This is a genomic window from Streptomyces sp. NPDC007808 (assembly GCF_042868655.1).
Classification (GTDB): Bacteria; Actinomycetota; Actinomycetes; order Streptomycetales; family Streptomycetaceae; genus Streptomyces.
Map to the genome: position 1 here is coordinate 465,370 of NZ_JBIAEQ010000005.1, position 19,490 is coordinate 484,859.

Annotated in this window: 19 protein-coding genes and 1 pseudogene; 7 read left to right on the forward strand and 13 right to left on the reverse strand. The window is 72.8% G+C overall.

The window, feature by feature from the left end; genetic code table 11:
* Positions 1–178: 178 nt before the first annotated feature.
* From ACFYNL_RS21300 to ACFYNL_RS21325, 6 genes are all read right to left on the reverse strand, one after another.
* Positions 179–706 carry a hypothetical protein gene (locus ACFYNL_RS21300; protein WP_388806250.1) on the reverse strand — a complete coding sequence of 176 codons (528 nt, stop codon included), beginning with the start codon at positions 704–706 and terminating at the stop codon, positions 179–181.
* A 163-nt stretch (positions 707–869) separates the two neighbouring features.
* The gene (locus ACFYNL_RS21305; RefSeq protein ID WP_388805761.1) at positions 870–1,637 is read right to left on the reverse strand and encodes a metallophosphoesterase; all 768 of its coding nucleotides are present in this window, start codon (positions 1,635–1,637) and stop codon (positions 870–872) included.
* Complete coding sequence (locus ACFYNL_RS21310) at positions 1,634–1,921, reverse strand: BON domain-containing protein (protein ID WP_388805764.1); 288 nt, start codon at positions 1,919–1,921, stop codon at positions 1,634–1,636. Before ACFYNL_RS21310 ends, ACFYNL_RS21305 begins: the two co-directional genes overlap by 4 nt.
* Complete coding sequence (locus ACFYNL_RS21315) at positions 1,918–2,613, reverse strand: hypothetical protein (protein WP_388805767.1); 696 nt, start codon at positions 2,611–2,613, stop codon at positions 1,918–1,920. Before ACFYNL_RS21315 ends, ACFYNL_RS21310 begins: the two co-directional genes overlap by 4 nt.
* 329 nt (positions 2,614–2,942) lie before the next feature.
* The gene (katG, locus tag ACFYNL_RS21320; RefSeq protein WP_388805770.1) at positions 2,943–5,162 is read right to left on the reverse strand and encodes a catalase/peroxidase HPI; all 2,220 of its coding nucleotides are present in this window, start codon (positions 5,160–5,162) and stop codon (positions 2,943–2,945) included.
* Between the two features lie 86 nt (positions 5,163–5,248).
* A complete protein-coding gene (locus ACFYNL_RS21325; protein ID WP_388805773.1) occupies positions 5,249–5,686 on the reverse strand; it encodes a Fur family transcriptional regulator in 438 nt (145 codons plus the stop codon).
* A 258-nt stretch (positions 5,687–5,944) separates the two neighbouring features.
* On the opposite strand from ACFYNL_RS21325, the gene ACFYNL_RS21330 reads away from it, so the two are divergent.
* Positions 5,945–7,315 carry an alpha-lytic protease prodomain-containing protein gene (locus ACFYNL_RS21330; RefSeq protein WP_388805776.1) on the forward strand — a complete coding sequence of 457 codons (1,371 nt, stop codon included), beginning with the start codon at positions 5,945–5,947 and terminating at the stop codon, positions 7,313–7,315.
* A 95-nt stretch (positions 7,316–7,410) separates the two neighbouring features.
* Here ACFYNL_RS21330 and ACFYNL_RS21335 read toward each other — a convergent pair whose 3' ends face one another.
* The 6 genes and pseudogenes from ACFYNL_RS21335 to ACFYNL_RS21360 all read right to left on the reverse strand — a co-directional run.
* Complete coding sequence (locus tag ACFYNL_RS21335; RefSeq protein ID WP_388805779.1) at positions 7,411–8,595, reverse strand: serine hydrolase domain-containing protein; 1,185 nt, start codon at positions 8,593–8,595, stop codon at positions 7,411–7,413.
* On the reverse strand, positions 8,592–9,515 hold the full coding sequence (locus tag ACFYNL_RS21340) for a DUF6895 family protein (RefSeq protein ID WP_388805782.1): 924 nt from the start codon (positions 9,513–9,515) through the stop codon (positions 8,592–8,594). The genes ACFYNL_RS21335 and ACFYNL_RS21340 overlap by 4 nt, the downstream gene beginning before the upstream one ends.
* Positions 9,512–10,492: a DUF6895 family protein gene (locus tag ACFYNL_RS21345; RefSeq protein ID WP_388805785.1), complete on the reverse strand. Its 981-nt coding sequence runs from the start codon at positions 10,490–10,492 to the stop codon at positions 9,512–9,514. The genes ACFYNL_RS21340 and ACFYNL_RS21345 overlap by 4 nt, the downstream gene beginning before the upstream one ends.
* A complete protein-coding gene (locus tag ACFYNL_RS21350; protein ID WP_388805788.1) occupies positions 10,489–11,205 on the reverse strand; it encodes a hypothetical protein in 717 nt (238 codons plus the stop codon). The genes ACFYNL_RS21345 and ACFYNL_RS21350 overlap by 4 nt, the downstream gene beginning before the upstream one ends.
* 22 nt (positions 11,206–11,227) lie before the next feature.
* Positions 11,228–11,413 carry a hypothetical protein gene (locus ACFYNL_RS21355; protein WP_388805791.1) on the reverse strand — a complete coding sequence of 62 codons (186 nt, stop codon included), beginning with the start codon at positions 11,411–11,413 and terminating at the stop codon, positions 11,228–11,230.
* 222 nt (positions 11,414–11,635) lie between these two features.
* Positions 11,636–11,776, reverse strand: a pseudogene (locus ACFYNL_RS21360) (arabinofuranosidase); the annotation flags it as partial.
* 217 nt (positions 11,777–11,993) lie between these two features.
* Between ACFYNL_RS21360 and ACFYNL_RS21365 the strand changes: the two are divergent.
* Together ACFYNL_RS21365 and ACFYNL_RS21370 are read left to right on the forward strand one after the other, a co-directional pair.
* Positions 11,994–13,418: an amidase gene (locus ACFYNL_RS21365; protein ID WP_388805794.1), complete on the forward strand. Its 1,425-nt coding sequence runs from the start codon at positions 11,994–11,996 to the stop codon at positions 13,416–13,418.
* Between the two features lie 91 nt (positions 13,419–13,509).
* On the forward strand, positions 13,510–13,956 hold the full coding sequence (locus tag ACFYNL_RS21370; RefSeq protein WP_388805797.1) for a type II toxin-antitoxin system PemK/MazF family toxin: 447 nt from the start codon (positions 13,510–13,512) through the stop codon (positions 13,954–13,956).
* Here the strand turns inward: ACFYNL_RS21370 and ACFYNL_RS21375 are convergent.
* Positions 13,941–14,771, reverse strand: coding sequence for a TIGR02452 family protein (locus ACFYNL_RS21375; RefSeq protein WP_388805800.1), 831 nt, complete (start codon positions 14,769–14,771; stop codon positions 13,941–13,943). The genes ACFYNL_RS21370 and ACFYNL_RS21375 overlap by 16 nt on opposite strands.
* Positions 14,772–15,078: 307 nt before the next feature.
* Between ACFYNL_RS21375 and egtA the strand changes: the two genes are divergently transcribed.
* Genes egtA through egtD form a run of 4 tightly spaced genes read left to right on the forward strand, consistent with a single transcriptional unit; the run spans position 15,079 to position 19,443 of the window.
* A complete protein-coding gene (gene egtA / locus ACFYNL_RS21380) occupies positions 15,079–16,383 on the forward strand; it encodes an ergothioneine biosynthesis glutamate--cysteine ligase EgtA (RefSeq protein ID WP_388805803.1) in 1,305 nt (434 codons plus the stop codon).
* The gene (gene egtB / locus ACFYNL_RS21385; RefSeq protein ID WP_388805806.1) at positions 16,380–17,696 is read left to right on the forward strand and encodes an ergothioneine biosynthesis protein EgtB; all 1,317 of its coding nucleotides are present in this window, start codon (positions 16,380–16,382) and stop codon (positions 17,694–17,696) included. Before egtA ends, egtB begins: the two co-directional genes overlap by 4 nt.
* Positions 17,696–18,484: an ergothioneine biosynthesis protein EgtC gene (egtC, locus tag ACFYNL_RS21390; protein ID WP_388805809.1), complete on the forward strand. Its 789-nt coding sequence runs from the start codon at positions 17,696–17,698 to the stop codon at positions 18,482–18,484. The genes egtB and egtC overlap by 1 nt, the downstream gene beginning before the upstream one ends.
* On the forward strand, positions 18,481–19,443 hold the full coding sequence (egtD, locus tag ACFYNL_RS21395) for an L-histidine N(alpha)-methyltransferase (protein ID WP_388805812.1): 963 nt from the start codon (positions 18,481–18,483) through the stop codon (positions 19,441–19,443). The genes egtC and egtD overlap by 4 nt, the downstream gene beginning before the upstream one ends.
* Positions 19,444–19,490 lie beyond the last annotated feature (47 nt).

The window sequence follows — 19,490 nt, forward strand, 5'->3', positions numbered from 1 at the left end:
CCTGACGGGACGGGGGCGACGGCAGGGGGCGGGCGGCCCTGACCGGACGGCACGAGGCGCGCCGCCCTGACCGGACGACGCACCTGACGTCTGCACCGGCGACTGCTCGGCCGGGCTCACCCGACCCGTCGCCCGGCCCTCCCCCGTCCGACGCCCCGCCCACCGAACGGCACCACGCTCAGGCGGCCAGCGCCCGGCCCGGGTCGAGGCGGGCCTGGAGGGCGGCTCGATGGAGGGCGGCCACGGGGGCCACCAGGTCGGGGTGGCGCAGCAGGGCGGCTGCCTCCCGGTCTCGGGAGTCGGGGCGGACGAGGCGGCGGAACTCCTGCGGTACGCCCGTCGCGTGGTCGCCGTCGGCGAGCGCCGCCACCGCCAGCCGGGCCAGGGCGTCGTCGGTGAGCAGGCAGGCCGCCCAGCTCGCCACGACCTCGTCGACCCAGGTGCGCCAGGCGAAGTCGTCCGTCTCGTCGGCCGCGGCGGCGTCCGCGCCGGTCACCCAGTCCAGGCCACCCGAGCCGCCCGGGCCCGCCATCCCCACCAGTGCGGCGTCCGTCGACGTCGGGTATCGCAGCCATGCGGCGACCGTGACGGCCTGCCGGGCCTGCACCTCACCGCGTGCGGCGGCCAGCGCGCCGCCGCACGCGGGATAGGAACGTGTCAGCCATTGGGTGGTCGCCGCGATGAGCGGGGAGAGGTCTGCGAGCACTGCCGGGCCGTCCGGGTTACGGGCGATGGACGCCGAGTCCACCGGATCTACAGAAGCCCTGAAACGGTAGCCCGGCGTCCCTGCCGGTGGACATGCCCGAACGCCGATCGGCGACGTGGCCTCGCCCACACCGGGACGGTCACGACACGGCGCGACCACGCCCTCAGACTCGCGCCCGGCCGCTCGGGGCAACGGATGCCGCCCGGTCGTGCCGTGCGAGGTGGTAGACGTGGAACGCCCGGCCGATCACCGGCTGGGCGACGTTGCGCACCTTCACGCCGCCGCTCGTCATGCCGTGCTCGCTGCCCAGGTGGGCGTGCCCGTGAACCGCGAGGTCGGCGCCGGCCGTGTCGATCGCCTCGGCCAGCAGATAGCTGCCGAGGAACGGGTAGATCTCGGGCGCTTCCCCGGCCAGCGTGTCCGGCACCGGGGAGAAGTGGGTGAGGGCGATACGTACGTCGCAGTCCTGCCCAGCCAGCTCCTGCAGGGACTCCCGCAGGGTGTCGGCGCGCCGGCGCGAGTACCTGACGAACTCCTTCATGATCGGCTCCCCGAACTCACCGGCGCAGCGCCCGACGAACCCACCGCCGAAGCCCTTCGTGCCGGCCACGCCGATCCTGGCGCCCCCGTTCCCCACCACGGTCGCCTGTCCTTCCAGGACCCGCGCGCCCGCGTCCTCCAGCACGGCGGTGATCTCCTCGGGGCAGTCGGCGTGGTGATCGTGGTTGCCCAGCACCGCGACGACCGGGACCGCCAGTCCCTCGATCTCGTGCGCCACCACCCTGGCCTCCTCCGGGGTGCCGTGGCGGGTGAGGTCGCCGGCGAGCAGCAGCACGTCGGCGCATTCGGGCAGGGTTTCGAAGGAGGGACGCAGCCGGCCCTTGCTGTCGGGCCCCATGTGGATGTCCCCGACGGCTGCTATCCGGATCATTCGACCTCCTCGGCGTGATCGGGTGCGGTGGAGTCCGCGACCACGATGTCGCTGTGGACGGGTGCCCCCGACAGCTCTTCACGCGCCATGCGCAGGATGTCGTCGCGGCACTGCGCGGACGGCACGGTGCCGGTCAGCAGGACCGCCTCGCCGCGAAGCTCGATCCGTACGCCGAGTTCGCCGAGGTCCCCGGCGGCCAGATGGTCGGCGAGATGTGCCAACCGGTAGTCCAGGCCCTGCGGCGCTCCGGCGCCGGGAGCGGGCGGGGCGCCGTATCCGGTCATCGAAGCTCCTCCTGTGGGGCGATGACGTTCAGGCGTTCGAGGAGAAAGAAGAAGGCTGCGGGCATGGGTTCGTCACCGCAGGAAGCGCGTACGTCCTCCCAGTCCACCTTCTCGCGCAGGGCACGGGCGGCGGCCAGCACCGGCCCGAAGTCGCAGTAGTGCTCCGAGAAGGGCTCGATCAGGCCACGCATGAGGTCGGTCGGCGCGATGACGGGCATCCGCACCGAGTCGACCGGGAGCTCCTGCGCGCGGGCGAGTATGTCGTCGGAGACCGGCCGGTGCGCCAGCTCGAACAGGAGGTCGACCTCCTGTCCGAAGCAGGTGGTCTTCAGCAGCCAGTCCTCGGGGGGCGTACGGACGGTGAGGCCCGCCTCGGCCAGTGTCTCGGTCACCGCCTGGGCATCGGAGCGGCGGATGCAGAAGTCGGCGTCGTGCTGGAGGTGACCGCTTCCGCCGTGCGCGTAGACGGCGACGCTGCCGGCCAGGGCGAAGTTGTGCCCCTTGCGTTTGAGCAGCGCGCCCACCTGCTTGGCCGCCTCCAGGATCGCCTGGCTGCGGTCACCTGCCGGTGTCCCGTTGGTGAGCGAGCGCGGCTCCCGCGAAGGCGAAGGCGACGGGCCCTCCTCGACCGGGCGCAGTTCCGGAAACCCGGGTCGCTGGGCGGGCGTCGCGCTCTCCCGGTTCTGCGTCATCACGACTCCGTTCGAAGCACGCCGGTCCTGTCCGAGCCCGCGGCTGGGGCGGGCGGGCTCGATCGCAGGGCCGAGTACCCGGCACGCCCGGTTCAATACGGCGGGCTGAGCGCTACAGGTGGTTCGTCACCGGTTCGCGAGGCGGTCGGGCGGCGGACGGGCCGCCCTCGCAGCGCTCGGAAGGCGCTCGGGCGGCGCTCGGGAAGCCGCCGCCGGGCGGTCACGCCGCGGTGCAGCCCAGCTGCCTGCTCATGCCGAGGGTGCCCGGGACACGAGAAACGTGCAGGCCGGCCCCCACGGGCCGGCCTGCACGTCGTACGCGTGACGGATCAGACGAGGTCGAACCGGTCCAGGTTCATGACCTTGACCCACGCCGCGACGAAGTCGTTCACGAACTTCTCCTTCGCGTCGTCGCTCGCGTAGACCTCCGCGAGCGCGCGCAGCTCGGAGTTCGAGCCGAAGACGAGGTCGGCACGGCTGCCGGCCCACTTCAGCTCGCCCGTGGCGGCGTCACGGCCCTCGAACGTGGTCTGGTCCGAGGACGTCGACTTCCACGTGGTGCCCAGGTCGAGCAGGTTGACGAAGAAGTCGTTGGTCAGCGCACCCGGGGTCTTGGTCAGGACGCCCAGCTGCGACTGCTGGTGGTTGGCGCCCAGGACGCGCAGGCCACCGACGAGGACCGTCATCTCGGGGGCGCTCAGGGTGAGCAGGTTCGCCTTGTCGAGCAGCAGGTACTCGGCGGGGAGGCGGTTGCCCTTGCCGAGGTAGTTGCGGAACCCGTCGGCGACCGGCTCCAGCGCGGCGAAGGACTCCGCGTCGGTGTGCTCCTCGGTCGCGTCGACACGGCCCGGGGCGAACGGCACCTCGACGTCGAACCCGGCGTCCTTGGCGGCCTTCTCCACGGCCGCGGAACCACCGAGGACGATCAGGTCGGCCAGCGAGACCTTCTTGGCGCCGGAGTTGAACTCCTGCTGGACGCCCTCCAGCACCCGCAGGACCTGAGCGAGCTGGTCGGGGTCGTTGGCCTCCCAGCTGCGCTGCGGCTCCAGGCGGATACGGGCGCCGTTGGCACCGCCGCGCTTGTCGCTGCCACGGAACGTCGAGGCCGACGCCCACGCGGTGGAGACCAGCTGCGAGACGGTCAGGCCGGAGTCGAGGAGTTTGGCCTTGAGGGCCGCGACGTCGGCGGCGTCGAGGGCCTCGCCCTGGGCCTCGGGCAGCGGGTCCTGCCACAGCAGCGTCTCCGCCGGGACCTCCGGGCCGAGGTACAGGGACTTCGGGCCCATGTCACGGTGGGTCAGCTTGAACCAGGCGCGCGCGAAGGCGTCCGCGAACTCCTCCGGGTTCTCGTAGAACCGGCGGGAGATCGGCTCGTAGATCGGGTCGAAGCGCAGCGACAGGTCCGTGGTGAGCATCTTCGGACGGTGCTTCTTCGACGAGTCGTGGGCGTCCGGGACGATCTCCGGAGCGTCCTTGGCCACCCACTGGTGGGCGCCGGCCGGGCTCTGCTCCAGCTCGTACTCGTACTCGAAGAGGTTCTTGAAGAACCCGTTGCTCCACTGGGTCGGCGTGGTGGTCCAGGTGACCTCCAGGCCGGAGGTGATGGCGTCACCGCCCTTGCCCGTGCCGTAGGTGCTCTTCCAGCCCAGGCCCTGCTCCTCCATGGACGCGGCCTCGGGGTCGGCGCCCACGTGGTCGGCCGGGCCGGCGCCGTGCGTCTTGCCGAAGGTGTGGCCACCGGCGATGAGGGCGACGGTCTCCTCGTCGTTCATCGCCATGCGGCGGAACGTCTCGCGGATGTCGCGGGCGGCGGCGATCGGGTCCGGATTGCCGTTCGGGCCCTCGGGGTTGACGTAGATCAGGCCCATCTGGACGGCGGCGAGCGGGTTCTCCAGCTCGCGGTCGCCGCTGTAGCGCCGGTCGTCGAGCCAGGTGGTCTCGGGGCCCCAGTAGACGTCCTCGTCGGCCTCCCAGACGTCCGCGCGGCCACCGGCGAAGCCGAAGGTCTTGAAGCCCATCTGCTCCAGGGCGACGTTGCCGGTGAGGATCATGAGGTCGGCCCAGGAGATGGACTGGCCGTACTTCTTCTTGACCGGCCACAGCAGGCGGCGGGCCTTGTCGAGGTTGCCGTTGTCCGGCCAGCTGTTGAGGGGGGCGAAGCGCTGCTGACCCGCGCCGGCGCCGCCGCGGCCGTCGCTGATGCGGTAGGTACCCGCGCTGTGCCAGGCCATACGGACCATCAGCGGGCCGTAGTTGCCGAAGTCGGCCGGCCACCAGTCCTGCGAGGTGGTGAGGACCTCGGCGATGTCACGTTTCACGGCCGCGAGGTCGAGGGCCTGGAACGCCTCGGCGTAGTCGAACTCCTCGCCGAGGGGGTTGGCCACCTCGGGGTTCTTGGCGAGGATCTTCAGGTTGAGGCGCTCGGGCCACCACTGACGGTTGCCACCGCCCTGAGTCGGGTGCGCGGCACGCCCGTGCGCGACGGGGCAACCACCGCCCGCCTCCTCCGCCTTCGGGTCGGTGACGATCGCGTCGTGGTTCTCAGTCATGGGAATCCTTCCGGACGGGGTGGATCACAGTGCTCGGGTGGATCACAGTGCTCGGGTGGATCACGATGCTCGGGTGGATCACGTGTTCAGGAGCCGCGGGCGGCTGAACAGGCGGGGCACAGACCCCAGTAGATGACCTCGGCCTCGTCGACCGCGAAGCCACGGTCGTCGGACGCGGTCAGGCACGGGGCATGACCGACCGCGCAGTCGACGTCGGCGACGGCGCCGCAGGACCGGCACACCAGGTGGTGATGGTTGTCGCCGACCCGCCCCTCGTACAGGGCCGGGCTGCCGGGTGGTTCGAGGCGGCGCACGAGTCCGGCCGCGGTGAGAGCGTGCAGGCCCTCGTAGACGGCCTGCAGGGAGACGTGCCCCACGCGATCGCGCACCCCGGAGGCGATGGCCTCGACACCGAGGTGGTCACCGGCTCGCACGGCCTCCAGCAGCGCGACTCGCGCGGCGGTCACCCGCAGGCCGGCACCGCGCAGCTCCTCGGCGGGGGTCGGGGTCGGGGATGCGGTCATGGGGACAACCTACCTTCCTAAACACGAATGATTCAAGAAAACGAACGATGAAAGTTTGGCCCGTCCTGGATGGCCGGAAAGAGAGGTCGGCCGAGGCGGCGTTCCCGCCCGCACCTCCGTTCCGTCCGCTGGCGCACATGACTCCCTCCTTGGCCCCCCAAAGCGCGAAAAAACATCACTTATGGCATCGGCGCGTCGCTTTCTGTCAAGGACTTCAGCTGATCGACACCCACGCGCACCCCGATGGAGGTACACCGCATGCTCGGCAGACATGGCGCAGCGCGGCGCCGCACCGCCCTCACCGCTCTCGGCACCCTCGTCCTCACCGGCGTCACCACGGCCGCCTCGGCCGAGCCGCCGCCCGCCCCGGCGTCCACCGCCGCTCACACTCTCGGCGCCGACCGGCCGCCCGCGGCGGTGCTGCGCGCCCTGGAGCGGGACCTCAAGCTGAAGCCGGGTCAGGCGGCCGAGCGGCTGGTCAACGAAGCGGAGGCGGGCGCTCGCGCGGGCCGCCTGCGCAACGCGCTGGGCACGCACTTCGCGGGGGCCTGGGTGAGCGGCGCGACCTCCGCCGAGCTCACCGTCGCCACCACGCACTCCGCCGACGTGGCCGCCATCGAGTCGCAGGGCGCCAAGGCCGCCGTCGTCAAGCGGCCGTTGACCGACCTCCAGGCCGTCAAGAAGAAGCTGGACTCGGCCGCCCGCCGCGTCAAGACGCGCGACACTCCGGTCTGGTACGTCGACGTACCGACCAACCGCGTCGTGGTCCAGGCGACCAGGCGTCCGGCCGCCACCGCGTTCATCAAGGCCGCCGGCGTCCGGGGCAAGGGCGTGAGCGTCCGTGTGTCGGCGCAACGGCCGCGGCTGCTGGCCGACCTCGTCGGCGGCGACGCCTACTACATCGAGAGCACCGCCCGCTGTTCCATCGGGTTCTCCGTCACCAAGGACCAGCAGCAGGGCTTCGCCTCGGCGGGCCACTGCGGCGAGCAGGGCGACTCGACGGCCGGCTCCAACCGGGCCTCCCAGGGCACGTTCCAGGCCTCCACGTTCCCCGGCAAGGACATGTCCTGGGTCGCCGTGAACAGCGACTGGACGGCCACGCCCGACGTGGAGGGAGAGAACGGCCAGCGCACGCAGGTCACCGGTTCGGTCCAGGCGCTCGTCGGGGCGTCCATCTGCCGCTCCGGCTCCACCACCGGCTGGCACTGCGGCACCATCCAGCAGCACGACACGAGCGTCGCCTACTCCGAGGGGACGGTCGACGGCGTCACCCAGACCACCGTGTGCGCCGAGCCGGGCGACTCCGGCGGCCCGTACGTCTCCGGCTCGCAGGCACAGGGCGTCACCTCCGGCGGCTCCGGTGACTGCGACGAGGGTGGCACCACCTTCTACCAGCCGATCAATCCGATCCTGAGCGACTTCGGCCTGGTCCTGAAGACCGCCGCGGCCCAGTCCGGCGCGTCCGCCCCGCAGGACAACGGGACGGTGGACACCTGGGCCGCCGGCCGTGTCTACGAGGCAGGCACGACCGTCACCCACGCGGGCGTGCGGTACCAGTGCCTGCAGTCCCACCAGGCGCAGGGCGCGTGGTCGCCGGTCGCCACGCCGGCGTTGTGGCAGCGGATGTAGGAGTCGTGGACGTCGTAGGAGTCATAGGAGGCGTGCAACTCGTACGACCTTTCCGGTGCGGGGCCCCGCCCCGCACCGGTCCCCCTGCCGCTCCGCTACTCCTCGGCGAGGAGCCCGTAGGCCGTGGCGACGAAGCGGTCGCGGGCGCGGAAGCGGCGGGTGCACAGCGCGACCAGGGCCGTGCCTGTGTCGGGCCGGAAGCCGAGGAACGCCTGCTGGCCGAGGGTCGCCCCGCTGTGGAAGTAGAGCGGACCGCCGTCGGTGGGATGCCGGAACCACGCCACCGTGTGGACGTGCCGGTGGTCCCGGCCGCGCCGGAGCACCGGCACGCGGACCGCCCGCAGCGCGTCGGCCAGTGGGCTGCCGGCCGGGTCGAGGTGGGCTTCCAGGAAGGTCAGCAGGTCGTGCGGGGTGGCCCGCAGAGCACCCGCCGCCTGGAATCCGCCGGCGTCGAAGAAGAGGGTGGGGGTGCGTCCGTCCTTGCCGTGTCCGACGGCGTCGGTCCCCGCGTCCTGCGCCTTGAGGGCGGTGCCGTTCAGGCCGAGCGGACGCAGCACATGGGCGCCGAGCAGGTCCTCCCATGCCGTGCCGGTGGCCGCGGCGACCGCGTGACCGAGCACGGCGACGCCGAAGTTGGAGTACTGCCACCGGGAGCCGGGCCGGTGCCGCGGGCGGTGGCGCAGGAAGGCGTCGGTCACCCGCTCGGCCGGATAGCGGCCGTAGGGGTTGGTGCGCCAGGCGGGCAGGGCCCGACGGTAGAAGTCCGCGGGCAGGGCGGGCAGTCCGGCCGTGTGTGTGACGAGGTGGGCGAAGGTCACCGGGTCCCGCTCCCTGCGCCGGCCCGGGTCCAGGCAGGCGGCGACCGGCTCGCCCCCGGTGAGGACGCCCCGCTGGATGAGCTGGGCCAGCAGCAGCCCGGTGAACGCCTTCGAGGCCGACCCGATCTCGTAGCGCAGCTCCCGACGGGGCACCCGCGGGGGTGCGGCGGTGCCGCCGCAGTACAGGGTGCGGCGGCCGGAGCGGGAGACGGCGAGGACGACGTCGGGCGCCTCCACGGCGTCGACGGCCCTGCGCAGCCGCTCCACCAGCGCGTCGTCCTGGGGACCGACGGGCTCGTCGCCCGCGACGGCGCCCCGCAGGCGGAAGCGGTCCCCGGCACCGGCGGGCGGGTCACCAGTCGGCTCGGCGGGCGGGTCACCCGCCGAGCCCGCGGCCCCCACGCCACCCCGTACGTCCGCGCCGCCGTCACCCCCCGGCCAGGGCAGGCCCCGCCCGGTCATGAGGTCGTGGCGTGAGTCAGCTCGGACAGGGCGCGGGAGGTGGCCAGCACGGAGGCGAAGGCGGCGACCAGCGTCGGGTGGTAGACGATGTCGAACAGCTCATCGGGTTCGCCCTCGGGCATGTCCCGGACGGCCGGCATCGCTCCGTCGGGCTGCTGGGCCGCGGCGAAGCCCTCCCAGGCCCGTTCGTCCAGTGTGGGGCGGGGCAGGCAGGCGTCGACGACGAGGAGTTCGCCGAGCAGGTCCCAGCGTCTGAGGTCCAGCCAGTCGTCGATCCAGACGGGCAGCCACGTGGCCAGGTAGTCCGCGATGTCCGGCGGCAGCTGCTCGGGGTGCTCTCCCCAGTCGGTGAGGTGGAACACCGTGTGGGTGACGTCGTAGGCGATGTGCCCGCTGACCGTCCAGGGTTCGGGCGTGCGGGCCAGCCAGGTGGAGCCGACGAGGTCCGGTTCGGGCGTGCGGGGGGTGAGGCCGAAACGGCGCTGGAACGCGGCCAGTCCGAGGCGGCGGGTCGGGTCCAGTTCGAGGGCGTCCCAGCTGTCGAGCCGGTGGTAGAGGACGGTGGCACGCTCCACCTCGGGCTCGCTGTAACCGAGTTCCTTGTAGGGGAGGTACACCTCGAACGGGATGGGCGAGAGTGGTTCGACGCGCTGTCCGCGCACCAGCATGCGCCCGCCGTCCAGGGCCTCCCGCCAGGTGTGGTCCAGGAGCCGGCGGGCCAGCTCGGCCTGCCGCGAGCCCGCCACGCCCTCCCGGAACAACACCCGGCAGATCAGGGCCAGTTCACCGACGGGCTTGAAGCGCTCCAGGAAGCCCACCTCCGGATCGACGTCCGGTTCCAGGCGGAAGCCGTCGCGGTGGGCCCACAGCCACTCCAGGGCGCGCACGCCGACGGTGTGCATGAGACGGGTGTCGGTCATCCTGGCACTCCTTGTCCCCCGTAGCGGTTCTGTATGCCGCCCGCGGGTACCGCATCGCCCTCGCCGGTCAGGCACTTGACGGTCTGTGCCGCCGCGAAGCCGGCCATCAGCGTGGAGTGGTAGCAGTGGCGGAAGCCCGGCTCCTGGTCCATTGCGGCGCCGCCGGGGCGCTGCTCGGGCAGCGCCCCGGAGTCGAGCTGCGCCCGAGCGATCCGCGCCCAGGCGTCCTGGAGTGCCGCGGGGTCCGGCGGGCTCGGGAGGCTCGCGGCCACCACCAGCAGCTCGCAGCTGAGGTCCCACATCCCGGCGTCCAGGCAGGTGTCGAGCCAGGGCGGCAGCCAGTGCGACAGGTAGGCGTCGAGGTCGGCGGGGACGCCCGCGGGCAGGCGGCCCCAGTCGGTGAGATGGAAGACGACATGGGTGAGCGCGTAGCCGGAGGAGCGCTCGAACGTCCAGGGTTCCGGCAGTGCGCCCAGCCAGGTCTGCCGCAGCACCCCCTCGACCTGCTCCGGCCGGTGGATGCCGCTGCGCCGCTCGGCCTTCAGCACGCCGAGCCGCCGTGTCGGGTCCTGCTCGGTGAGCCGCCAGCCGCGCGTGCGGGCGGTCGTCGCGGCGGCGGCCTCGTACCCGGGATGTCTGAGTCCGGCCGCGGCGAACACGGAGTAGATCTCCAGGGGGTAGGTGGCGAAGGGCTCCATCCGCTGCAGGCGCAGGAAGAGTTCGCCCTGGCCGGTCTGCTGCCAGGCGAACCGCAGCAGGTCCGCCGCGCAGATGTGCAGCGAGTCGGACGGCGGCGTGTGCGCGCGTACGCTCGCGCACGTCTGGGCCAGTTCGCCGAGGGGTTTCCAGGTGGCGTCCACATGGCCGTCCGCGGTGAGCGCGTCCTCGCCGAGCGCGAACTCGCCGCGGTGCGCGGACAGCCATGCGAAGGCGGCGGCTCCCACGTCCCGGATCTCCTGGACGCCCATGGCGGTCATACGAGCGCTCCGGCCACCCGCATGACGCGTGCCGCCTGCACCTGGAGGGCGACGCGGGGATCGCTGCTGCCCATCAACTCCACGAAGTCCAGCCCGGTTTCGAGGCCGAGCGTGTCCGGCACCCCGTCGAGCAGGGTGAGCCAGCGGCCCGCGCCCGCCGCCTGCTGCCAGTCACGGCGGCGCACGGCACGCACGAAGCCACGGGCCACGTCGACCGGCCGACGTCTGGCCACCAGGCTCACGGCGCAGTCCTCGCCGGGGACCGCGAGCGGGGCCAGGACCGCGAGTTGATGCGTCAGCACCTGCCAGGTCGCCGCGTCGAGCCAGCTCGCGTCGGGTGCCGTGAGGTCCTCGTCGCCCCCGGAGCCGGACCCGGGCGGGGACATGTCGAACCGCCGCAGTGTGCGCGTCATGGCCCAGTGGCTCCACCTGACGGTGGGTGCCGCGTCCGGGCGCGGCGGGAACGCCTCCACCGTCCTGCGGAACACGGTAAGTGCCTCTGGTACCGGGGGTGTCGGGAAGAGTACGTGCGGCAGCAGAAGATCCGCTCCCAGCACTCGTACGGCCGCGAGGGAGAGGCTTCCCTCAGGGTCGTCCACCGTCTCCGTGCCGGACATGCGCACGTGGTCCCCGCCCCGAAGGGCGGAGACCACGTCGGACGCAAGGTCCTGCACCGCGCCCTGCAAGAGGGCCGAAGTGCCTGACTGCTCCATTCAGCCGCTCCCGTCGGTCCACTCAGCCCTTCTTGGGGCGAGGGGTCGGCGGGGACAGCAGCAGCTTGGTGTCCGCGGAGAGCAGCGCCAGGGCGGCGCACTCACGGCTGTCACGGAAGACTCCGTCGGGCTCGGTGGGGTCGAGTGCCGCTTCGAGGTCGGTCCGGACGCCGGTCGTTTCCTTGATCGCCTTGTCAATGGAAGGCATATCACCATCTCCTCTGGGGTCAGCCATAGCCTCCACAACCAAGGTCACCACATCGCCACAAAGTGCGCATCTTTTCCCATAAGACTCGATACGTCACTTGCCTCACACCTTCGAAGTCGGGCCGATGGCTCCCCGAACACCCTCACTCGGGCCGGGCGGCCACCGGCGCGCAGGAGCTGTCCTGCACGAACAGGTCCGCGCTGTCGCCTCGTTCGACCCTCAGATGGCCACGCTGCCGTCACCGTCGACGAACCGCTCCGGCGCCCAGGCCCGGGAGAGGGTCGCGATCGGGACCGTGCAGTCGTACAGGACGGTCCAGTTGACCCGGTAGGCGCTGCGGGCGAAGCCGATGGTGGTGCCGATGGCCCGCCTGGACCGGCACGGCGGTACGCATCGAACACAGGTCGGAACTTCGATCAGGAGGTAGAGGCGAGGTCCGGACGCGTCCATGCCTCGCGCACGAGGAGGCGAGCCGGGGGAAACCTGTGGGGAACCTGGGAGCCGCGCCCGCGAGAGCGTTCCGCCACCGCTCCCGGGACGTTACCGTTCGGTAGACAACGTCGTCCCGGAGGTGCCCCGTATGACACCCGACCGTGCCGTAGGCCTCGCCGAGTCCGCCCGCGCGCTGGCCGACGGGGAGGTGACGTCGCAGACGCTGGTCGCCCGGGCGCTGGCGCGGATCGAGGCGACCCAGGGCTCGCTCAACGCCTTCCGGGTGGTGCGGGCCGAGGCCGCTCTCGCCGAGGCCGAGGCCGCGGACGCGGAGCTCGCCGCCGGCGCGCGTCGGCCGTTGCTCGGGGTGCCGGTCGCGGTGAAGGACGACATGGACGTGGCGGGCGAGCCGACGGCGTTCGGCTGCGGCGGGGAGTTCCCGCCCGTCGCCGAGGACGGCGAGGCGGTACGGCGGCTGCGCGCGGCCGGGGCCGTGATCGTCGGCAAGACCAACACCTGCGAGCTGGGGCAGTGGCCGTTCACGGAGGGGCCCGCCTTCGGCGCGACCCGCAATCCATGGAACCCCGAGCACACTCCCGGTGGCTCGTCCGGCGGTTCGGCCGCCGCCGTGGCCGCGGGCCTGGTGCCCGCCGCGCTCGGCTCGGACGGCGCCGGCTCGGTGCGGATCCCCGCGTCCTGGACCCATCTGATCGGCATCAAACCGCAGCGCGGTCGTATCTCCACCTGGCCGAAGGGTGAGTCGTTCCAGGGCATCACCGTCAACGGCACCCTCGCCCGCACGGTGGCCGACGCGGCGCTGCTGCTGGACGCGGCGGCCGGCAACCACGCGCTCGACCCGCACCGCCCGCCGGCCGTCAACGCCTCCGAGGCCGTGGGCCGTGAACCGGGCCGGCTGCGGATCGCGCTCTCCCTCAAGCCGCCGTTCACCGCAGTGCCGGCCCGCCTCCACCCCGAGGTGCGGGCCAGGGTCGTCGAACTCGCCGAGAGGCTCGACGCGTTGGGGCACGTCGTCGAGGAGGCCGATCCGCCGTACGGCCAGATCGGGCTGACCTTCGTCCCGCGCGCGACGGCCGGTATCGCCGAGTGGGCGAGCGAGGTCCCCTTTCCCGCGCTGCTCGACCCGCGCACCCGCAGCGCCGTCCGGCTGGGCCGGCTGCTCGGCGGCCCGCCGCTGCGGGCGGCCCGGCGGGCCGAGGCGGTCCTGCACCGTCGTATCGGCAGGTTCTACGAGTCGTACGACGTCGTCCTCGCACCCACGACCGCCGCTCCCCCGCCCCGCGTCGGCGCCATGCTCGGGCTCGGCGGGTTCGCCACCGACCGGGCGATGATCGCCGCCTGCCCGTACGCCTGGCCGTGGAACGTGCTGGGCTGGCCCGGTGTCAACGTCCCCGCGGGATTCGTGGGCGGCCTGCCCGTGGGCGCCCAGTTGCTCGGGCCGGCGAACAGCGAGCCCCTGCTGGTCTCGCTGGCGGCGCAGTTGGAGGCGGAACTGCGCTGGCACGAACTGTGGCCGCCCCAGCAGGGCGAGACGGCGCCCACCGCCGTCGTCTGAGCGGACGCCGGACCGCCTCGACCGCCCGGCCGTCCAACTGCTCCGGGGGTGATGGGTACTCGCCACCGTCACCAGGCCCTAAGGTGCCCCCGTGACCACCTCCACCGCAGAGAACGTCCCGGGCCGCCAAGGCCCGACCGCGACCGTCGAAGCCGACCCGCGTGCCATCGGCAGGGTGCGCACCGAGTACTCCCCCGCCCACGACGGCGACCCCGATCCCGGCGAGATCGTCTGGACCTGGGTCCCCTTCGAGGAGAACGACGGGCGGGGCAAGGACCGCCCGGTCCTGGTGGTGGCCCGGGAGGCCGCGGGGACGTTTCTCGCGGTGCAGCTCTCCAGCAAGCGGCACGACGGGGAGCGCGAGTGGGTGGCGATCGGCAGCGGGCCGTGGGACCGGTCCGGGCGGGAGTCGTGGGTGGACGTGGACCGCGTCCTGCGCCTGCACGAGGAGGGCATGCGCCGGGAGGCGTGCGCTTTGGACCGCGGGCGGTTCAACCTGGTCAGGCAACGGCTGCACGAGCGCTACGGCTGGACCTGAACCGCCGGGAAGGCCCGGACGAACGCCTCCCGTACCGCGCTCCTCGGTGTGCGGTCCAGGATGGCGAACACCACGTGCTCGAAGGCCGATGCGAACCGCCCGTCGGGTCCGAGCAGCGCCCGGAAGGCGGCCGCCACCTGAGCGGGGTCGTTCTGGAACACCCCGCAGCCCCACGCGCCCAGCACCAGACGCCGGTACCCGTGTGCCGCGGCCGTCTCCAGTACCCGCTCGGCCCGTACCGCGAGCGCGTGCGGCAGTTCGGACGTGCGGTGCGGCGCCGTCCGGCGGACGACTCCCGCGTTCGGCGCGGCGGCGGTGAGGAAGCCGACGGTGACCGGCTCGTCCAGGAGACGGCCGCCGTCGTCGCGGAAGACGGGAACGCCTGGTGAGTGGATGACGCGGTCCGTGTAGAACGGGTCGCGGTGGGCCCGGTGGTGGTCGTAGAACGCACGGGCCGCAAGCAGGCAGGTGTGCAGCGCCGAGGCTCGGCACAGGGCTTCCTCCTGGGCCTGCGCGCCGTTGAGGTAACCGCCGCCGGGATTACGGGCGGACGCGAAGTTCAGCACGGCTGTCGCGTCGCCGAGCCGGCGGGCCGCCACCAGGCTGCTCTCGCCCGTGACGTCGACGGACGTCCGGGGCGCGGAGACCGGCGGCGCCGGGACCGCGACGGGGCACGGTCCGTACATCCGTGTGCCGGACCGTGCCGCCTCGATCGCCGCCGCGACGGACACCTCGCGGCCGTCCGGCGCGGTGTAGGCCCCCGCCGCCACGATGTGCTCCGTCTCCCGCGCGATGCCGCGCAGGCGCGCGCTCATGGCGCCACCCCCGTGCGCGCCATGCACCCGCGACCGCGTCGGCCGCCCGCGATCTCCCCCGTCGTGCTCACCCAGGCATCGTGAGCGATGCTGGTCGTGCGGTGCAACAGAGTTTTCCCGAGCCCCGCCACGGGGCAGAAACGGCCGGGAAAGCCCCGGCCAACGCGGGGAAAGCGAAGATCACCGACCCGGAACGTACCGGTACGCACCCTTGTGCGAAGCGGCGCGAGGGTTTTGGGTGGGACCAGTGTGCCGCCCCGCCCACAAGATCCGGGGCGGTGCCACCGTGGACACTCAGGAGGATCCCATGTCCGATTCGGTGAGTGACTGTACGGCGCAGCCGCGCGCCGCGGTCACCGAAGCCGAGGTGGAGGCCCTGGTCAGGGGCATCTGCTTCAAGACCGGTCCGCCCCACAGGCTCGGTGTCGAAGTGGAATGGCTCGTCCATGAGCTGCGCGGACCGCAGCTCCCCGTGACACCCGAACGACTCGAAGCGGCCTACGCCGCACTGCGTACCGCGCCCCTGAGGTCGGCGCTCACCGTCGAACCCGGCGGTCAGCTGGAGCTGAGCTCGCCGCCCGCCGCCTCACTGATGGAGTGCGTCGGTACCGTCTCCGCCGACCTCGACACCGCCCGCGCGGTGCTGCGCGAGCACGACCTCGCCCTCGTCGGCATCGGAAACGACCCCTGGCGCCCGCCCCGCCGCTTCCTGCGCGAGCCGCGCTACGACGCCATGGAGGCCTGCCTGGACCGTACGGGCCCGGCCGGCCGCGCCATGATGTGCACCTCGGCCTCCGTGCAGGTGTGCCTGGACGCCGGTCACGAGGAGCCCGGTCCGCTCGGTCACGGGCGGCGGTGGTGGCTGGCCCACCAGCTGGGCGCGGTCCTGGTGGCCGCCTTCGCCAACTCGCCGCTGGCCGACGGCGAGCCCACCGGCTGGCTCTCGACCCGGCAGCTGCTGTGGATGGAGATCGGCGCGGGCCGCGCGGGCGCGCCCCCGTTCAACGGCGATCCGCGGGCCGCGTGGGCGCGGCACGTGCTGGACGCGCCGGTGATGTGCGTACGGCGGGAGGACGGCCCGTGGGACGTCCCGGACGGCCTGACGTTCCGGGAGTGGGCCAGGTACGGCGCGCCCGGACCGCCGACGCAGGAGGACCTCGACTACCACCTCACCACGCTGTTCCCCCCGGTCCGACCGCGTGGCCATCTGGAGCTGCGCATGATCGACGCCCAGCCCGGCGAGGACGGCTGGATCGTGCCGCTCGCCGTGACGACCGCCCTGTTCGACGACCCCGAGGCCGCCGAGACCGCGTATCGCGCCGTGAAGCCGCTGGCCGAGCGTGCCCAGTCGCTGCCAGCACCGCACAATCCGCTGTGGACCGACGCCGCCCGGACGGGCCTGGCCGATCCGGAGCTGCGGGAGGTGGCCGTCATCTGCTTCGCGGCCGCCCTTGAGGCGCTGCCCCGCCTGGGCGCGACGAACGACGTCACGGCCGCCGTGGCGGCATTCCAGGAGCGCTATGTCAGCAGGGGCCGCTGCCCCGCCGACGACCTGTTGGACGAGTTCGACGGCACGGACCGCACCGCGCACCGGAAGGACCTTCGCACATGACCGACCCCGCCCTCGAAGCCGACACCCTCCGCGAGCGGGCCCTGACCACCCTGACCACCGCCCGTGCCCGGACCACCCTGCTGACCAGTTGCGTGGACGACCCCGATCTGACGGCCCAGCACTCCCCGCTGATGTCCCCGCTGGTGTGGGACCTCGCGCACATCGGGAACCAGGAGGAGCAGTGGCTCCTGCGGACGGTGGGACGGCGGGAGGCGATACGGCCCGAGATCGACGGCCTCTACGACGCCTTCGAGCACCCCCGCGCCGAACGCCCCTCGCTGCCCCTGCTGCCGCCCGCCGAGGCCCGGCAGTACGCGGCCGAGGTGCGCGGCCGGGTGCTCGACCTGCTGGAGAGCACGGCCTTCCACGGAACGCGGCTGACCGAGGCGGGCTTCGCCTTCGGGATGATCGCGCAGCACGAGCAGCAGCACGACGAGACGATGCTGATCACCCATCAGCTGCGCAAGGGTCCCCAGGCCCTGACCGCCCCCGAGCCCGAACCGGCACCGCTGTTCACGGGACCGTCCGAAGTCCTGGTCCCGGGCGGCCCGTTCACCATGGGCACCTCCACCGAGCCGTGGGCGCTGGACAACGAACGCCCGGCGCACCGGCGCGAGGTGCCGCCGTACTGGATCGACACGACGCCGGTCACGAACGCCGCGTACCAGGCGTTCATCGAGGACGGCGGCTACGACACCGAGCGCTGGTGGACGCCGGAGGGCTGGGCGCACATCCGGCAGCACGCGATCCGGGCGCCGCTGTTCTGGCACCGGGACGGCAAGCAGTGGCTCAGGCGCCGTTTCGGCGTCACCGAGGTGGTGCCGCCCGACGAGCCGGTGCTGCACGTGTGCTGGTACGAGGCCGACGCCTACGCCCGCTGGGCAGGGCGCCGGCTGCCCACCGAGGCCGAGTGGGAGAAGGCCGCCCGGCACGATCCCGCCGGGGACCGCTCGACGCGCTACCCGTGGGGCGACGCCGACCCGGGGCCCGAGCACGCCAACCTCGGCCAGCGACATCTGCGCCCGGCACCGGCCGGGAGCTACCCGGCGGGCGAATCCCCGCTCGGCGTACGGCAGTTGATCGGTGACGTCTGGGAGTGGACGGCGAGCGACTTCCTGCCCTACCCGGGCTTCCAGGCGTTCCCGTACAAGGAGTACTCGGAGGTGTTCTTCGGGCCCGAGTACAAGGTGCTGCGGGGCGGTTCGTTCGCCGTGGACGCGGTGGCCTGCCGGGGCACCTTCCGCAACTGGGACTACCCGATCCGCCGGCAGATCTTCTCCGGGTTCCGTACGGCCCGTTCGGGAGCCGCCTGATGTGCCGTCACCTGGCTTATGTGGGCCCCGCGGAGCCGCTCGGCCGGCTCCTGGTGGAGCCCCCGCACGGGCTGTACCGCCAGTCGTGGGCGCCTCGGCGCCAGCGGTACGGGACCGTCAACGCCGACGGTTTCGGGGTCGGCTGGTACGCCGAGGAGGATCCGGTGCCGGCGCGCTACCGGCGGGCCGGGCCCGTCTGGGCGGATCCGTCCTTCGCCGATCTCGCCCGGGTCGTCCGCAGTACCGCGCTGCTGGCCGCCGTACGGGACGCGACCATGCCGGGCGCAGACCAGGAGGCTGCGGCGGCGCCGTTCGCCACGGGGCCCTGGCTGTTCAGCCACAACGGCGCCGTGAAGGGCTGGCCCGGTTCGCTGACGCCGCTGGTCGCGGGCCTGCCCGCGGTGGACCTGCTGCGGATGGAGGCCCGCAACGACTCGGCGTTCGTCTGGGCGCTGGTCCTCGCCAGGCTGCGCGGCGGTGACGACCAGGGGCAGGCACTGGCCGACACGGTCGTGGAGGTCGCCGAGGCGGCTCCCGCGTCCCGGCTCAACCTGCTGCTCACCGACGGCGAGACCATCACCGCGACCGCCTGGGGCGACACCCTGTGGTACCTGACCCGGCCCGGCGGCGGCACCGTCGTGGCCTCCGAGCCCTACGACGACGATCCGCACTGGCAGGAGGTCCCGGACCGCACCCTGCTCGCGGCGAGCCGCTCCGATGTGCTGCTCACCCCGCTCAAGGATCCGAACGACACCCTGGCACAGCCACCGAAGGAGCCCAGCACGTGAGTCCGTTCCTTCTCACCCGCACCCTGCCCGAGGACGCCACCGGCGCCGCCTTGCGCGCCGATGTCCTGGGGGGCCTGACGAGCACGCCCAAGACGCTGCCGCCGAAGTGGTTCTACGACGCCAAGGGCAGTGAACTCTTCGAGCTGATCACCGAGTTGCCCGAGTACTACCCCACGCGCGCCGAGCGCGAGATCCTTGTCGACCGGGCCGGCGAGATCGCCGCGGCCACCGGCGCCCGGACCCTGGTCGAGCTGGGGTCGGGCTCCTCCGAGAAGACGCGGTACCTCATCGACGCGCTCACCGGACTGCACACGTACGTCCCCGTCGACGTGAGCGAGAGCGCCCTCACCCAGGCCGGGCAGGCCCTCGTCGAGGCGCGGCCCGGACTGGACGTGCACGCGCTGATCGCCGACTTCACGGGAGGGCTGGCCCTGCCGGACACGCCGGGCCCCCGGCTGCTGGCGTTCCTGGGCGGCACGATCGGCAACCTCCTGCCCGAGGAGCGGGCCGCGTTCCTGTCCTCGGTGCGGTCCCATCTCTCCCCCGGGGACGCGCTGCTGCTCGGCACCGACCTGGTGAAGGACGAGCGGGTCCTGGTGGAGGCGTACGACGACGCGGCCGGGGTGACGGCCGCCTTCAACAAGAACGTCCTGACCGTGATGAACCGCGAGTTGGGCGCCGACTTCGATCCCGACGCCTTCGACCACGTGGCGCTCTGGGACGCGCGCAGCGAGTGGATCGAGATGCGGCTGCGGTCCCGTACGGCACAGACGGTGAAGGTGCCCGCGCTCGATCTGGCCGTGGACTTCGCGGCGGGCGAGGAACTGCGCACCGAGGTGTCGGCGAAGTTCCGCAGGGAAGGCGTGCGGGCGGAGCTGGCCGCGGCCGGGCTGGAGCTGGCGCACTGGTGGACGGACCGCCAGGGCCGTTTCGCGTTGTCGCTGAGCGTGGCGCGGTGACGGACGGCTCGCGCGATGCCCCGCCCTGGGGCACGGTGGAGTGACGT

Bases quoted from the DNA above. Each gene is read 5' to 3' on its own strand.
- ACFYNL_RS21365 (WP_388805794.1), top strand. From the start codon at position 11,994: ATGACACCCGACCGTGCCGTAGGCCTCGCCGAGTCCGCCCGCGCGCTG.
- ACFYNL_RS21305 (WP_388805761.1), bottom strand. From the start codon at position 1,637: ATGATCCGGATAGCAGCCGTCGGGGACATCCACATGGGGCCCGACAGC.
- katG (WP_388805770.1), bottom strand. From the start codon at position 5,162: ATGACTGAGAACCACGACGCGATCGTCACCGACCCGAAGGCGGAGGAG.
- ACFYNL_RS21330 (WP_388805776.1), top strand. From the start codon at position 5,945: ATGCTCGGCAGACATGGCGCAGCGCGGCGCCGCACCGCCCTCACCGCT.
- ACFYNL_RS21315 (WP_388805767.1), bottom strand. From the start codon at position 2,613: ATGACGCAGAACCGGGAGAGCGCGACGCCCGCCCAGCGACCCGGGTTT.
- ACFYNL_RS21345 (WP_388805785.1), bottom strand. From the start codon at position 10,492: ATGACCGCCATGGGCGTCCAGGAGATCCGGGACGTGGGAGCCGCCGCC.
- ACFYNL_RS21335 (WP_388805779.1), bottom strand. From the start codon at position 8,595: ATGACCGGGCGGGGCCTGCCCTGGCCGGGGGGTGACGGCGGCGCGGAC.
- ACFYNL_RS21340 (WP_388805782.1), bottom strand. From the start codon at position 9,515: ATGACCGACACCCGTCTCATGCACACCGTCGGCGTGCGCGCCCTGGAG.
- ACFYNL_RS21310 (WP_388805764.1), bottom strand. From the start codon at position 1,921: ATGACCGGATACGGCGCCCCGCCCGCTCCCGGCGCCGGAGCGCCGCAG.
- ACFYNL_RS21350 (WP_388805788.1), bottom strand. From the start codon at position 11,205: ATGGAGCAGTCAGGCACTTCGGCCCTCTTGCAGGGCGCGGTGCAGGAC.
- egtC (WP_388805809.1), top strand. From the start codon at position 17,696: ATGTGCCGTCACCTGGCTTATGTGGGCCCCGCGGAGCCGCTCGGCCGG.
- ACFYNL_RS21375 (WP_388805800.1), bottom strand. From the start codon at position 14,771: ATGAGCGCGCGCCTGCGCGGCATCGCGCGGGAGACGGAGCACATCGTG.
- egtB (WP_388805806.1), top strand. From the start codon at position 16,380: ATGACCGACCCCGCCCTCGAAGCCGACACCCTCCGCGAGCGGGCCCTG.
- ACFYNL_RS21355 (WP_388805791.1), bottom strand. From the start codon at position 11,413: ATGCCTTCCATTGACAAGGCGATCAAGGAAACGACCGGCGTCCGGACC.
- ACFYNL_RS21325 (WP_388805773.1), bottom strand. From the start codon at position 5,686: ATGACCGCATCCCCGACCCCGACCCCCGCCGAGGAGCTGCGCGGTGCC.
- egtA (WP_388805803.1), top strand. From the start codon at position 15,079: ATGTCCGATTCGGTGAGTGACTGTACGGCGCAGCCGCGCGCCGCGGTC.